9 protein-coding genes and 3 pseudogenes are annotated in these 13,428 nt (G+C 60.6%); 11 read left to right on the forward strand and 1 reads right to left on the reverse strand.

The features are described from left to right. Positions 1–9: 9 nt before the first annotated feature. From PVE73_RS26310 to PVE73_RS26345, 8 genes are all read left to right on the forward strand, one after another. The gene (locus tag PVE73_RS26310) at positions 10–846 is read left to right on the forward strand and encodes an alpha/beta fold hydrolase (protein WP_277367747.1); all 837 of its coding nucleotides are present in this window, start codon (positions 10–12) and stop codon (positions 844–846) included. A gap of 64 nt (positions 847–910) precedes the next feature. Further along, on the forward strand, positions 911–2,161 hold the full coding sequence (locus tag PVE73_RS26315; protein ID WP_277367748.1) for an aromatic ring-hydroxylating dioxygenase subunit alpha: 1,251 nt from the start codon (positions 911–913) through the stop codon (positions 2,159–2,161). Continuing rightward, a complete protein-coding gene (locus tag PVE73_RS26320) occupies positions 2,158–2,679 on the forward strand; it encodes an aromatic-ring-hydroxylating dioxygenase subunit beta (protein ID WP_277367749.1) in 522 nt (173 codons plus the stop codon). Before PVE73_RS26315 ends, PVE73_RS26320 begins: the two co-directional genes overlap by 4 nt. A gap of 14 nt (positions 2,680–2,693) precedes the next feature. Beyond that, positions 2,694–4,277 (forward strand): AMP-binding protein, encoded by a 1,584-nt coding sequence (locus tag PVE73_RS26325; protein WP_277367750.1) that lies wholly within the window; start codon positions 2,694–2,696, stop codon positions 4,275–4,277. A gap of 86 nt (positions 4,278–4,363) precedes the next feature. After that, positions 4,364–5,458 (forward strand): thiolase family protein, encoded by a 1,095-nt coding sequence (locus PVE73_RS26330; protein WP_277367751.1) that lies wholly within the window; start codon positions 4,364–4,366, stop codon positions 5,456–5,458. Beyond that, positions 5,455–5,835, forward strand: coding sequence for an OB-fold domain-containing protein (locus tag PVE73_RS26335; protein WP_277367752.1), 381 nt, complete (start codon positions 5,455–5,457; stop codon positions 5,833–5,835). The genes PVE73_RS26330 and PVE73_RS26335 overlap by 4 nt, the downstream gene beginning before the upstream one ends. A gap of 491 nt (positions 5,836–6,326) precedes the next feature. Further along, positions 6,327–6,659: a hypothetical protein gene (locus PVE73_RS26340; RefSeq protein WP_277367753.1), complete on the forward strand. Its 333-nt coding sequence runs from the start codon at positions 6,327–6,329 to the stop codon at positions 6,657–6,659. A 35-nt stretch (positions 6,660–6,694) separates the two neighbouring features. Next, complete coding sequence (locus tag PVE73_RS26345; protein ID WP_277367754.1) at positions 6,695–7,711, forward strand: IS5 family transposase; 1,017 nt, start codon at positions 6,695–6,697, stop codon at positions 7,709–7,711. Positions 7,712–7,863: 152 nt separating this feature from the next. Here PVE73_RS26345 and PVE73_RS26350 read toward each other — a convergent pair. Further along, a pseudogene (locus tag PVE73_RS26350) lies at positions 7,864–8,859 on the reverse strand (IS110 family transposase); the annotation flags it as partial. A gap of 249 nt (positions 8,860–9,108) precedes the next feature. On the opposite strand from PVE73_RS26350, the pseudogene PVE73_RS26355 reads away from it, so the two are divergent. The 3 genes and pseudogenes from PVE73_RS26355 to PVE73_RS26365 all read left to right on the forward strand — a co-directional run. Beyond that, positions 9,109–9,915, forward strand: a pseudogene (locus PVE73_RS26355) (IS21 family transposase); the annotation flags it as partial. Beyond that, entirely contained in the window at positions 9,912–10,682 is a 771-nt protein-coding gene (gene istB / locus PVE73_RS26360; RefSeq protein WP_277367755.1) for an IS21-like element helper ATPase IstB, read from the forward strand. The pseudogene PVE73_RS26355 and the gene istB, both read left to right, overlap by 4 nt. A 92-nt stretch (positions 10,683–10,774) precedes the next feature. After that, positions 10,775–12,986 (forward strand): annotated as a pseudogene (locus PVE73_RS26365) (efflux RND transporter permease subunit); the annotation flags it as partial. Positions 12,987–13,428 lie beyond the last annotated feature (442 nt).

The raw sequence follows: 13,428 nt of genomic DNA on the forward strand, positions 1-13,428 counted from the left end.
GAGAGAACAATGACAAACGGGGACAATCCGGCCATCGGAAAGCGCATTCACGCTGACGGAATATCGACGAACTATCACGAGGCGGGCCAAGGCACTCCGGTGCTGCTGCTTCACGGGTCCGGAATAGGCGTGTCGGCCTATGCGAACTGGGAACGCACGCTTCCCGCGCTTGGGCGGCATTTCCATGCACTCGCGATCGACGTTGTGGGCTTCGGGTTTACGGATGGTCCCGACGATGCGGAATTTAATCTGGACTACTGGGTGCGTCACGTCATCTCGTTCATGGATGCGAAACAACTCGAAAAGGTGCACCTCCTGGGGAATTCCTTCGGCGGGGCTTTGGCACTGGCGGTCACGGTAAGACATCGCGAACGCATCGACCGGGTGGTCTTGATGGGGTCAGCAGGCACGAAATTCGAGGTGCCGCCGGATTTCAATGCCGGTTTCGGCTATCGGGGCCGAAAGGAAGACCTAAAGGTTCTTCTGAAAAATTTCACGCTGAACCCCTCCTTGATTACTGATGATATGATCAATTTGCGCTTCGACACTTTCCATCGGCCTGGGTATGACAAGATTTTCGAGAAGCTCTTTCCCGGGTCGCGCGAAGAGAAGATGAATGTCCTGGTCACGCCGGACGAGCAGATCGCCGGCATCGAAAACGACGTGCTTCTGGTCCACGGACGCGAGGATAGGGTGGTTCCCAAAGAGACGAGCTTGCACATCTCGTCGCTCATTCCGGGCTCGGAGCTGCACATTTTCGGCCAATGCGGCCACTGGAGTCATCGTGACAAGGAAGCCCGATTCAATCAGTTGGTCACGGATTTTTACCGAAATGGACAGGCGTGACGATCCGCATTCACAAGGTCATCAGGAATGACCTGTAACACTAGACAGCAAAGGAACAAGAGCTATGGACGGTGCAAGGAAGAATATCCGCAACCGCTTCGGCGACGATTCTGTTCACTCGACAATTTATACCGATCGGGAACTGTTCGATGCCGAGATGAAGAAATTGTTCTACGACGGCTGGGTGTTCGTCGGACATGAATCGGAGGTTCCGAAACCGAACAACTATATCACGCGCATGATCGGCCGCGAGCCGGTGATCATGGTGCGCACGCGCGAGGGAAACATCAGTGTGGTTTCCAACAGGTGCGCGCATCGCGGCAACATGCTGTGCCATCAGCACAGCGGATCGAGCCGCAGCTTCTCGTGTGAGTATCACGGCTGGACCTTCAGCCATGAGGGGGATCTCGTCGGTGTGCCGCTTCCCGGCGGTTCGCACAAGGATTCTTCCTGTCTGGGGTTGCAGAAACCGGCGATGCAGGCCGAACATCGCGGTTTCGTGTTCATTACCTTCAACCCCGATGCCGGCCCCTTGGACGACCATCTCGGCAAGGCCAAGGATCTGATCGACCGGTCCGTTTCGCTTTCGCCGACCGGCAAGATTAAGCTCTCGGCAGGGTGGCTGAAGCAGCGTTTCCGCTGCAACTGGAAGATGCTTCCGGAAAACTCCACCGACGGATATCACGCACCATTCACCCACGCTTCGTTCCTGCGGGTTTTTGCCCCGGATTCTCAATACAAGATGCTTTCCGAGAGCGAGGACGAACGCAAGTCCAAGACCGTTGACTGGGGTAACGGGCATGTCGCGCTCGAACATGCGCCTTCATACGAAGAACCGCTTCAATGGCTGGGCACCACGAAGGAAAAGGTTCCCGACTACGTGGAATCCATGAAGGAGGCGTATGGCGAGGAAGAAGCCATGAGAAAACTCGTCGACGGACCGCCGCATTCGACGGTGTTTCCCAATCTTTTCCTAGGCGAAATGAATATCGCCATCTTTCAGCCGGTCAGCGTTGACGAATGCGTGCTGTGGCATACCCCGATGTTGCTGGACGGCGTTTCCGACAAACTGAACGCCCGCATCCTGCGCCAGTCTCAGGCGGCGATGGGACCGGCATCCTTCCTCTTGGCTGATGACGCGATAATATCCGAGCGTCAGCAGGTCGCTGCCGGCGGGCGCGGCGGCTGGATGGACCTCAGCCGCGGGCGCAAGCGCGAGGAAAAGCGCGAGGATGGGACCATTTGGGGACATATCAGCGATGAAACCACCAACCGGGGTTTCTGGTCACACTATCGTGAGGTGATGCAGGCATGAACAGGAATGAAGGTAACAGCCTGACGGAAGTGAGTTCGGTCGATCGGCAAAGTCTGGTGGACTTTCTCAGTCTTGAGGCGAGATACGCTGATGAAGCCCGTTACGATGAATGGGACGACTTATTGGAATCAGACATGTTCTATTGGGTCCCGGCCGGTGACACCGAAGCTCCGAATCCCGAAACGACAGTGTCGGTCATTGCCGACAACCGGACCCGTCTGAAGAACAGAATTGCGCAATTGAAAACTGGCTTGCGGTTGGCTCAGCAGCCGGCCTCGCCCATGCGCCGTCAGTTGTCGAATTTCGAGTTCAAGGCATTGAGCGAGAACGAATTCAGCGTCGAATGCAATTTTGCGCTGTTCGAGTATCGCATCCAGGCAACGCGGGAAATGACGATCTGGGCCGGCCGTTACGAGTACAGGCTGCGGCGCCGTGGTGATTCTTTTGGTATGTTCTACAAGCGGGTGGAACTGACCAATGCCAGCGATCCCCTGCCGACGCTCGCCTTCCTGATCTAAGAGCTGGAGAAGAAATGATACTCCCCGCTACAATGCTGGCCCGGATCAGTCGGAACTACGCTGGCAAGACGGCATATCACTGCGGTTCGTTGTCCCGCACCTGGGCCGAGATGAACGACCGCTCCGGTCGTCTCGCCGCGGGTTTGTTCTCCCACGGTATCACCAAAGGTGACAGCGTCGTCATCCTCGGGAAGGATTCAGTGGAGGTTTTCGAACACTACTTCGCCTGCATGAAGGCCGGGTTTGTACGAGTGTCGATCAACTGGCGGTACGCCGCTGCGGAAATCGCCCATATTCTGGAGGATTGCGATGCAAAGGTCGTGCTTGTTCAGGCGGGTTTTGTCGACGTTCTGCGGGACGCGCTGGAGATTGGCGGGCTTCTCGACGACTGCACGCTGATCGGCTATGGTGAAGGCCACGGACTTGAAGAGGATTATGACCGGCTGATTGCCGGATCGGTGCCGCTGGAGCCGCAGGATCTGCTTCCCGAGGAGCCCCTGGTGATCAGCTACACATCCGGCAGTTCGGGAGCCCCCAAGGGCGTCATCCACAGTCACCGAAGTGTCGCTCTGATGATTTATCAGGGAGCCGTCTCGCGAGGCCTGACGACTGACGATGTCTGGTATCCGGCGATTGCTTCGTCGTGGATGGCCTGTGTCCTCGGCATGATCGGGCTAGTCAACGGCATGACCACCGTCATGATGGACGGATCCTTCAAAGTTGACAGTTTCATCGACGAGGTTAGCCGCTATAAGGTCACAGCCGCCCTCATGGTCCCGACAATGATCCGCCGGGTTCTGGACGCTTGCGAGGGTCGCGAGGAGGTGTTGTCATCGCTGCGTCTCCTGGCCTATGGCTCGGCACCGATCACGGTCAGTCTTCTGAAACGCGCCATGGATGCGCTTAATGTCCGTTTCCTGCAGACCTACGGGCTGACCGAAGGCGGCTGGCTGAGCCACCTGACGCCGAAGGATCATGACTACGCTCTGGCAAACAATCCGGACTTGCTCCGATCCGTCGGGCGTCCGGGCGGGATGTATGAAATCTCGATCCGCGATGGCGATACTGAACCAGTGCCCAACGGTGAAATAGGTGAAGTTTGGGTTCGCGGCGAAACGACGATGCTGGGCTATCGCAACCTGCCCGAACTGACGAAGCAGGTTCTTGTCGACGGCTGGCTGAGAACCCACGATATCGGTCGTTTCGACGAGGCAGGATATCTGTATCTTATCGACCGCAAGAATTTCATGATCATCACCGGCGCCGTCAACGTCTATCCGTCGAGCGTGGAATCCGTCCTCGAGCAGCACCCCGACGTGGCCGAGATCTGCGTAGTGGGCGCTCCTCATCCAGATTGGGGAGAGGCTGTGGTTGCCGTCGTCGCACCGCATAACGGCCGGCCCCTGCCGAGCGTGGAAGACCTGAGGGCGTTCGGCGAGATTCATCTCAGCCGGATGGAACTGCCCAAGCACGTACTGCGACTCGACAGCTTTCCCCGCACGTCCACGGAGAAAGTGGACAAACGGGCAATTCGCCAGTTTGTGCGCGAACAGACTAGCGCCCTGCCGTGGTGGCAGGGCAGAACTGTGGAGTCATGACGGGCTTTCGCCCTAGCCCGTTTGCGGCCATTGCCGGACTGGGTTACAGCGAAATGGCGAGGACGGATATCGGGACACCCCGAGACTTGGCCATCGACGCCGTGGTCGCCGCCGCACAGGACTGCGAACTGGATCTAGCTGATATCGATGGGTTGATGCTGACGTCCAGCCCCTCCGCGCCGCTCAACACGGTACCGCTTAGGTTGCGCGAGGATCTCGGGCTGACCGAATTGAACCTGTTGGGTAATCTGCAGGTCGAAGGAGCCTCTGTAGTGGCCTCGATCCAGCATGCAAGCCTGCATATCCGTTATGGGATGGCGAGCATTGTGGCTTGCGTCTTTGCGGACGTCCCCCTCCGCCCCGGCAAGGAGAAAGGAAGCACGTCCTACAACCGAGTCATGCCCTTGTCGGGCCTAGACCACTGGGAGGACGGCTACGGCATGTATGGCGCCGCCGGACCCTATGCTATGGCGGCTCAACGCTATGTTCAACACTACAACTTGGCGGACCACGCGTTGGGACACTATGCGATCGCATGCCGAAGATGGGCCCAGCTCACCCCTCGGGCCATGCTTCGCGATGCCATCGAGATGTCAGACTATATCGAATCGAAGTTCGTGGCCAAACCGTTCCGGGTGCTGGATTGTGCCTATCCGGTAAACGGGGCGATCGCCGTCATCATCACCTCATGCGAACGGGCGAAGGAACTTCGTACGACGCCCGTCTATCTTCACGCATTTGCCCAGGGTCATACCGGCGGCGGAAACCTTGCCGGTCGCGAGCCCGAACTGCAGTCCGGCGGACTTGCGGCGCGCAATCTCTGGCGGGCCTCCGGCATCGGCCCGGAACGGATCGAGATGGTGCAGGTCTATGACGCGTTTTCCTATGTCGGTGTTATCGCTCTGGAAGAATACGGGCTGTGCGAACCGGGAGCGGCGACGCATTTCATTGCCGAGGGACATACCTCCCCCGGCGGCAGTCTGCCGATGAACACAGGCGGCGGACATCTTTCGGGTTTTTATCTGCAAGGCATGACACCGGTATCCGAGGCAGTGATCCAGGCGCGCGGACAGGGAGGCGACGCTCAATCGTCTCGCAACAACCTGATCCTCGTTACGGGGACCGGGGGGCGACTGGACTATCACGCGGCGATGCTGGCCAGCCCGCACGAGGTGCTATGAAAGTCGGTCGCCGCCATTCCTCCTTTGTCGAGACGTTTCAGACCTTCCAGGGGAAACGTGAACTACACCTGGCGAGGTGCCGGGACTGTCACGAGATTCTGCCGTACACGCAAAGGCTCTGCCAGCGGCATCCGGCTTCGGCCCTCGAATGGATCGAGGCGAGCGGGCGAGCGCGCCTGCATACGTTCACGGAGTATCGCATCAGCTATTCACCGGCCCATCCGGCCCCTTACGTGGTTGCCATGGTCGAACTGGAAGAAGGACCGCGGCTAGTTTCCACGGTTCTTCAGGAGGCCGGTTGCGAATTGCGAACCGAGTTGGTACTACAGGCAAGTTTCGATGACGACGGGCGGTTGGTCTTCATACCCAGATCCTGACACTGAATCTTCGCCTGCTACAGGAGCTATGGTCGGAATTGGGTCATGGGGCCGATCGGCGGGAGTACCAAATTGTGTGGGGCGTTAGTAGCCGGCGGACCGAAAGCTGGGTAGGCTTGGTTTGCTGAATCTGCCGAGCCCGGATATGCCACCCACATCCTCTTCATTGCCGCACACAGGGTCTATCTGTCGCTTGGCACTTAATTATAAGAATGCGCCGGTTAGGTTCAGGTTTGGCATTTAATTGTGAGAATCTCGGCGGGCGGATTCTCAAATTAACTGCATTTGAGAAGATGCTCTCGATCTGCGAGCTCGGGCTATCATGTCCTCGGCGGCGTCAGTGAATCGGACCCTGTTGTCACCCATCATGTGAGCACGCAGCATTCTGAGCATCTCCGGTCCGGCGCGCTCGCGATCGCCACCCCTGCCAGCAGGGCCGGCCGCATATGAAGCGGCAGGATCGGCTTTGCCGGTGTGGGCAGATTTTCCTGTTGCTCGGCAACGACATGGTCGAGATCGGGGATGATTGCGCCGAGCAGCCGGAAGCGCCAAAGGTCGTGCTCGCGGGGTATAGGTCTTGGAATGCGTCGCATAAGCAGAAGTCGGGCAATGTCGGCTGGCGATGTCCAGGTTCCGATACCACGTTCGGCTTCATCGTCGAGCAGCTTTTCGCCACGAAGAGCCGCACCGCGATATTGCCGGAAAGGGGAGGGGAGTTCGCGCCCGCCGGCATCCCGGAGGTGGTTTCCACACAAAGGGCACGTAATGCGCCACCCCAGCAGGTGGACGGCTCTAAATACCTCGCCTTCGGGACCGGATTTTGATTCAATCGCCCTGTTGATTTGCGCGGAGGCGGGAGATGCGGGGACAGGCCGGGTTCTTTGATATCGACGAGCGTTATGTTCGGCTGAGCGAGGCGGGCGATCCTCTGGAAAAGCTGAACGCAGTGGTGCCGTGGGAGGTATTTCGAAAGCCGCTGGCCAAGGCGCTGAAGCGCTCGAACGGCGCCAAAGGCGGTAGGCCGCCCTACGATCCGGAGCTCATGTTCAAAGTCATGGTTTTGCAGGCGCTCTATGGCCTCTCCGATGATCAGGCCGAATTCCAGATCCAGGACCGGCTTTCCTTCATGCGCTTTCTCGGCCTGGGACTCGGTGACAGGGTGCCGGATGCGAAGACGATCTGGCTTTTCCGCGAGCATCTCACGCAGGCTCGGGCGGTGGAGAAGTTGTTCGCCCGTTTCGACAAGCACCTCGCCAAGGCGGGCTATCTCGCCATGGGCGGGCAGATCGTCGATGCCACGATTGTAGCGGCGCCGAAGCAGCGAAACACCGACGCTGAGAAGGCCGATATAAAGGCCGGCAAGGTTCCGGATGCGTGGAACGACAAACCTGCGAAGCTGCGGCAGAAGGACCGGGACGCGCGTTGGACGGTCAAGTTCTCGAAGGCAAAAGTGGCCGAGGATGAAAAGGCACAACAGCGCGACATCGCCGTTCCCGCTTTCGGCTATAAGAACCACGCGTCAATCGATCGCCGGCATGGCTTCATCCGCGGCAACACCGGCTCGACGGTCTGGGCGGACACGGCCTATCGCTCGAAGAAGAACGAGGCGTGGCTGGAGCGAAACGGCTACGTCTCCGACATTCACCAGAAGAAGCCGAAGGATCGGCCGATGAGCGAGGCGACGTCGCGGGCCAATGGCCGGCGCTCAAAGACCCGCGCCTTTGTCGAGCACGTCTTCGCGCACCAGAAATCCAGGATGGACCTGTTCATCCGCACGATCGGCATCGCCCGCGCGAGGACGAAAATCGGCATGGCCAATCTCGCTTATAATCTCACACGCTATGTCTGGCATGAGAGGCGCAGTGCGCCTGCATGACCGCGAGAACGGCGAACACCGCCGTCGCAACGCTGGAATCGATCAGCAATCAGCCCATACAAGCGGCGAAAAGCTCTGCCATGCAGTCAGATTCTGCCAGCCGCGCCCGCTTGTGCGTCCTTGGCATCCAAAATCGCGGTAAATCGAGCCGTCCAGCTGTAATCCTCACGCTTGGTCAGCAGATGCCAGATGATCACTGCCAGCTTGCGGGCAACGGCGACGGCCGCGACATGATTGCCCCGCCTGGCTCGAACGCGCTCGTAGAAGGCGCGCAACGGCCCTGGGCTTCGAACCGTTTGCCAGGCTGCCTCGACCAACAGATGTCGTGCATTTGCACGACCGCGCTTGGCGATCCGACCGTGATAGGCTGGCCCATCGCCGGATTGATGGACGCTTGGATTGAGACCGATATAGGCGACCAGCTTGTCGGGGCTGTCGAAACGGTCGATCTTGCCGATCGCCGCCATCAGTCCGACGGCGACAACCATGTCGATGCCGGGAATGGTCATCAATCTCGTCACGTTCGGATCGGACAGGGCGGCTCGCGCGATGTCGCGCTCCACCCCCTTGAGCGCTTCGGACAGACGATCGTATTCCTCCACTTGTCGTTCAACCGCCTCCCTTTCGTCATCCGGCAAATACTGGGCTCGCAGCCAAGTCCGCCCCTTGCCGCCGAAGATGTCGGCGAACGGGCAAGGTGGGACCAGATTCGCGTGCAGAATCGACTGAACGATTGACTTCAGGCGGACCCGCTGCCGGACAAGTTGCGTCCGCCGCGTCACTTGGCGCCGCCGAGCCAAGGTCGCGGCATCGGGGATCCAGACCTCGGGCAGGAAGCCTGCGGCATAGAGGTGCGCCAGGACGCGCGCGTCGATGGCGTCGGTCTTGATCTTCGCCTTGGCGATCAGGTGCACCTGGAGCGGATTCGCCACGGCCACCCTTCCCACATGCGGAGCGAGGATCGCCGTAACAGCCGTCGCATTGCCGGTTGCTTCCACCACGACATGGTCAGTCGGGAGAAGTGTCCTGGCAAAGTCTTCAAGATGATCCCGCGTCATGCCGATCCGGCCGAGGCGGGTGAACTCCCCGTCTTCAAGCGCCACGGCTTCGGCAAAGACTCGGTGGATATCCAAACCTATGATGCGCATGCCAGCTCCTTCGTTGTTCTTTCCTCCTCGGGAGCTGGCGGGCTACACGGCAATTACGGATCCGCGCTCGCGGCGCATTCGGGTCAGCCGCAGGGGCGGCCATATAAAGGTTCGGGCTCGCAGCCCATGTCTTTCGCTCGGCCTGCCCGCACTCGCGTGCTCCCGACGCCCCACATCCCGAATGGTCTCACCATAGCGCCTGCCACCGAAGTGCGGCAGGGATGTCGAAGCGTCGGCGCGATCATGCCAGACAAGGGAAGTGTCGAAGGCCTGGTCGGCTATGCCCGTCGCAACTTCATGGTGCCAATCCCGCAGTTCGCGACATGGGAGGCGTTCAACACCTGGCTGGAAGAGCAATGCCGCAAACGCCAGCGCGACAGGCTGCGCGGCGAGAGCGAGACGATCGGTGAGCGGCTGCAGCGGGATCTAGCAGCCATGCGCCCGTTGCCGGCTTCGCCCTTCGATGCCTGCGACCAGGCCAGCGCTAAGGTGACGGCCCAGTCGCTGGTGCGCTACAAGACCAACGACTATTCGGTCCCGGTCGCCTTCGGGCATCAGGATGTATGGGTCCGGGGCTATGTCGACGAGGTTGTGATCGGCTGCCGCGGCGAGATCATTGCCCGCCATCCCCGTAGCTGGGATCGGGAAGACGTCATCTTCGACCCGCTGCATTACCTGCCGCTGATCGAGCAGAAGGTCAATGCGCTGGATCAGGCAGCCCCTCTCCAAGGCTGGAACCTGCCCGGGGAGTTCGCCACGCTGCGCCGCCTGATGGAGGCGCGCATGGCAAAGCACGGCCGGCGCGAGTATGTGCAGGTGTTGCGCCTGCTGGAAAGCTTCGAGCTCGCCGATTTGCATGCGGCGGTGAAGCAGGCCCTTCAGATCGGGGCGATCGGCTTCGACGCGGTCAAGCATCTCATCCTGTGCCGGGTGGAGCGCCGGCCACCGCGACTGGACCTGTCCATCTATCCCTACCTGCCGAGGGCGAATGTCGAGAAGACTTCGGCGAAGGCCTACATGCGCCTCCTGTCGAGCAATGCGGGAGAGGCGGCATGAGCGCCGAAGCACCCGAGATCCTGCTTTCCCACACTCTCAAAACCCTCAAGCTGCCGACCTTCCAGCGCGAGTATCAGAAACTGGCCCGGCAATGCGCCAGTGAGGGCGTGGATCACACCGGATACCTCGCTCGCCTTGCCGAAAGGGAGATGATCGAGAGGGATCGCCGCAAGGTCGAGCGCCGCATCAAGGCGGCAAGATTCCCGGTCGTCAAAAGTCTCGACAGCTTCGACTTCGCCGCCATCCCGAAGTTGAACAAGATACAGGTCCTTGAGCTCGCCCGTTGCGAATGGATCGAACGGCGCGAGAACGTCATCGCGCTCGGCCCCAGCGGCACGGGCAAGACCCATGTCGCGCTTGGACTTGGCCTGGCCGCCTGCCAGAAGGGGCTCTCTGTCGGCTTCATCACGGCCGCGGCGTTGGTCAGCGAGATGATGGAGGCCCGGGACGAGCGGCGTCTGCTCCGCTTCCAGAAGCAGATGGCCTCCTGTCAGCTGCTGATCATCGATGAGCTGGGCTTCGTGCCGCTCTCCAAGACCGGTGCGGAGTTGCTGTTTGAGCTGATCTCGCAACGTTACGAACGCGGAGCCACCCTGATCACCAGCAACCTTCCCTTCGATGAATGGACGGAAACGCTGGGATCAGAGCGTCTGACCGGCGCCCTGCTGGACCGCATCACCCACCACGTCAACATTCTCGAGATGAACGGCGAAAGCTACCGCCTGGCGCAAAGCCGGGCACGAAAGACCGCCAACACTCACCGGTAAAATCGCCGACGCCGCACGCGGGAAACTCTGGTCGGGCTACGCCCTCCCGACGTTCCCCGCGTGCGGCGCTAAATGGCCGACTTTTGCGCCGCCCAATGGCCGACTTTTCCTCCGCCGTTGACATGATCGCGGAGCTTCCGGCCATCCAGCAGACGCTGCCCGACGGCATGACCATGGAGGTGGTCTACGACGCCACCGAATCGATCAGCGCATCGATCGAGGAGGTGTTCAAGACCATCGCGGAGGCGATCGCCATCGTCGTGCTGATTATCTTCTTGTTCCTCGGCTCGTTCCGTTCCGTACTGATGCCGATCATCACCATCCCGCTGTCGCTGATCGGCGTTTGCTTCCTGCTGTTTGTCGTCGGCTTCTCCATCAACTTGCTTTCGCTGCTGGCCATGGTGCTCGCCATCGGCCTGGTGGTGGACGATGCGATCGTCGTAGTGGAAAACATCCATCGCCACATGGAAGAGGGCATGGCGCCCTTCGAGGCGGCGTTCACGGGCATGCGGGAGATCTCCGGCGCGGTGGTGGCGATGACCATCACGCTGGCCGCCGTCTTCGCGCCTCTGGCCTTTATCGGCGGCCTGACAGGCTCGCTCTTCCGCGAGTTCGCCTTCACGCTGGCCGGGGCAGTCATTATTTCAGGGATCGTGGCGCTCACCATCACGCCTATGATGAGCGCGCGCATTCTGAAGGCCGGCATGCACAGCCGCTTCCAGAGATTTGTTGATGCGACCTTCACGCGGCTGGAGAACTTCTATGAACGACTGGTCGCGGGGTCGCTCAAATACCGGCCCGTGACGCTGATGATCGTCGTCGCCCTCGTCAGCCTGACCGGTTTCCTGTTCTTCAAGACGTCCAGCGAACTCGCACCCGAGGAGGACGTGGGCGCGCTGTTTTCGCTGGTGACGGCGCCGCGCTACGCAACGTCGGAGTACACGAACCTCTACACGACGCAGATGCGCGACCTGACGAAGGACATTCCGGAGCTGCGGGCGGATTTCTCCATCGTCGGGTTCGGCGGCGCCACCAACAGCGGCATTGCGTTGTGGGCCTTCAAGGACTGGGCCGACCGGGAACGCTCGCAGAGCGAGATCCAGCAGGACATCCAGCAGCGTCTCACGAAGGTGGCTGGCGTGCAGGCTCTCGTCTTCGCCCCGCCCTCGCTGCCGGGCGCGGGTGGTGGCCTGCCGATCTCGATGGTGATCCAGTCGACCGGCGATCCGAGCCAGGTCTACGAGGTGGCCGAGGAAATCAAGAGCAAGGCGCAGGAAAGCGGCCGGTTCATCGTCGTGCAGAACTCGATGGCCTTCGACGCACCGCAGGTCACCGTCGCCGTCGACCGGGAGCGCGCCGCGGCGCTGAACATTCCGGCCAGCCAGATCGGCACCACGCTGGGCGTGCTGGTCGGTGGCGGCGCCGTGTCGCAGTTCGACCGCGACTCCAACAGCTACGACATCATCACCCAGGTTCCGGAGCGTTTCCGCGCCAATCCGGAAGAGCTGGGCGATTATTTCGTGCGCAGCGCGACGGGCGAGATGGTGCCGCTTTCAGCCGTGGTCTCCATCTCCACCAATGCTTCGCCTGCGGCCATCGAGCAGTTCAACCAGCTCAATTCGGCGACGATCTCGGCGCTTCCATTGCCGGGGGGTCACCACCGGAACGGGCCTGCAGGTCATCGAGGACATCGCTCGCGAGACGCTGCCGGAGGGATTCTTCGTTGATTATTCGGGACAATCGCGGCTGGAGAAGGAGCAGGGCAACACGATCCTGATCGCCTTCGTCCTGGCCGTGATCGTGATTTATCTGGTGCTCGCCGCCCAGTTCGAGAGTTTCCGCGATCCGCTGATCATCATGATGTCGGTGCCGCTGTCGATCTTCGGGGCCATCGTGCCGCTCAATCTGGGGCTCGGGACGCTCAACATCTACACTCAGGTGGGGCTGATCACCCTTGTGGGACTGATCACGAAGCACGGCATCCTGCTTGTGGAGTTCGCCAACCAGCAGCGCGAGCATCGCGGCCTTTCCCGGCGCGAGGCGATCGTCGCCTCCGCCAAGGTGCGCCTGCGTCCCATTCTCATGACCACCGCCGCCATGTCGCTTGGCGTGGTGCCGCTCATCCTCGCCTCCGGTGCGGGCGCGGCGGCGCGCTACTCGATGGGCCTGGTCATCTTCTCGGGCATCCTGATCGGCACGATGTTCACGCTCTTCGTGGTGCCGATGTTCTACACCTACATCTCGAGCAAGAAGATCGCGCATCGCGAAGCGAGCGAGGCGGAAGCCGGGGTGTCTACCGCGTGATCGAAGGGTAGGAGGCAGGCCTTCAGCTTCCAATCCGCCGGCCGAGATCTGTGCCCCGGCCGGCACTTTTTTGCGTCTATCCGTCCTGCCGTCGATATTATTGCGGATGTCAAGCGCCTCTCTCCGATGTTCGGCGATCCTATTCGTTTCGCACATCGCCTTGGCGAGCTCCGTCATCTGCACCGAATCCAGAAAGCGCCTGTGGAGTTCAGAAGCCGTACCGGACCGTTCACAAGCGAGGTCACGCATGGGGTAGGCGCTCGGCCTCGATCTCGTTGGTTGGCGCTTCGCCACTAGTCATTCCGCAAAGTCGATCTACTCGCACCACACCCCCGGCGGATGCGGCCATCCGACCGCTACCCCCTTCCTGGACGAGGAGGTCACTGGTATAGCGGGCCGTTCGCAAGCCTGACGCGGCCGAGGTCGCGCCCGAGTGAGCCGC

It is taken from the genome of Chelativorans sp. AA-79 (assembly GCF_029457495.1).
Lineage (GTDB): Bacteria > Pseudomonadota > Alphaproteobacteria > Rhizobiales > Rhizobiaceae > Chelativorans.

What these genes read in the sequence shown, in the direction of transcription:
- PVE73_RS26310 (WP_277367747.1), top strand. Translation starts at nt 10, where the DNA reads ATGACAAACGGGGACAATCCGGCCATCGGAAAGCGCATTCACGCTGAC.
- PVE73_RS26315 (WP_277367748.1), top strand. Translation starts at nt 911, where the DNA reads ATGGACGGTGCAAGGAAGAATATCCGCAACCGCTTCGGCGACGATTCT.
- PVE73_RS26320 (WP_277367749.1), top strand. Translation starts at nt 2,158, where the DNA reads ATGAACAGGAATGAAGGTAACAGCCTGACGGAAGTGAGTTCGGTCGAT.
- PVE73_RS26325 (WP_277367750.1), top strand. Translation starts at nt 2,694, where the DNA reads ATGATACTCCCCGCTACAATGCTGGCCCGGATCAGTCGGAACTACGCT.
- PVE73_RS26335 (WP_277367752.1), top strand. Translation starts at nt 5,455, where the DNA reads ATGAAAGTCGGTCGCCGCCATTCCTCCTTTGTCGAGACGTTTCAGACC.
- PVE73_RS26345 (WP_277367754.1), top strand. Translation starts at nt 6,695, where the DNA reads ATGCGGGGACAGGCCGGGTTCTTTGATATCGACGAGCGTTATGTTCGG.
- istB (WP_277367755.1), top strand. Translation starts at nt 9,912, where the DNA reads ATGAGCGCCGAAGCACCCGAGATCCTGCTTTCCCACACTCTCAAAACC.